The organism is Xanthomonas populi, assembly GCF_002940065.1.
In the GTDB taxonomy this organism is placed as follows: domain Bacteria; phylum Pseudomonadota; class Gammaproteobacteria; order Xanthomonadales; family Xanthomonadaceae; genus Xanthomonas; species Xanthomonas populi.
In genome coordinates this window covers 1-1,003 of sequence record NZ_MDEJ01000288.1, presented here as the reverse complement: position 1 = coordinate 1,003, position 1,003 = coordinate 1, and the positions used below count along the sequence as shown (strand labels likewise).

Below are 1,003 nucleotides of genomic sequence, written 5' to 3'. Positions count from 1 at the left end.
GCCTTGCGCGAGCGAGTGTTGTTGAAGGCAGTGGAAGCGCTGACGGCAGGCTGGCGGTTGACCCTGATCGACCTAGCCCGTCGCTGGCCCGGTGCCGAGCGCGTGCGCGCGCCGCTCAAGGCGCTGGATCGCTTGCTGAGTAATGGCCACCTGCATGCGGAGTGCTTGTCACTGCACGCGGCCATGGCGCGCTGGTTATTGCGTGGCCCACGTCCATTGATCGTCATCGACTGGAGCGATCTCAAGGCTGATAAATCCTGGTGTCTGCTCCGCGCAGCCGTTCCGGTGGGTGGACGCACGCTGACCTTGTTGGACCGGGTCCACCCCGGCCGCGAGCAGGGCTCGCCAGGTGCAGAGCGTCAGTTTCTGCAGCAATTGCGTGCATTGATACCTGAGGGTGTGCGTCCGATCCTGATCACCGATGCTGGCTTCCGTACACCTTGGTTTAGGGCAGTGCAGGCACTGGGATGGAGCTGGGTGGGACGCCTGCGCGGAACCACCCTGGTCAAGCCAGCGGAGGTGGAAGATCATCCTGAACAGTGGGTATCGTGCCGCTGTCTATGGGCGCTGGTGCAACCACAGCCGCGCGAACTGGACCTGATGCAGATCAATCGAAGTGATCCCTTGTCGTGCAGGTTGGTGGTGCATGGCAAGTCACCGCTTGGCCGCAAACACTACAACCGACGCTGCCGCAGCGAAGTGGCGCGCAGCTCGCACAGCCGCAAGGCTGCGGCGAGCGAGCGCGAGCCCTGGCTAATCATTGCCTCGCCGGATCTTGTTGAGGCCAACGCACGCCAATTGGTCGGCCTGTATGCGCGACGCATGCAGATCGAAGGCAGCTTCCGTGATCTCAAGTCGCATCGTTATGGCGCAGCCTTCGAAGACAGCCTGACCCGCCAAGGCCCGCGTCTGAGCATCTTGCTGATGCTCAACACGCTTGCCAGCTTCGCGTGCTGGCTGGCAGGAATGGCCAGCGAGCAGTCCGGCCACGCCGCTTGGCTGG

Annotated in this window: 1 protein-coding gene; it reads left to right on the top strand. The window is 63.3% G+C overall.

From position 1 onward, the window contains the following. The coding region (locus XpopCFBP1817_RS20880; protein WP_158251345.1) for an IS4 family transposase at positions 1-1,003 on the top strand (1,003 nt) is incomplete at both ends.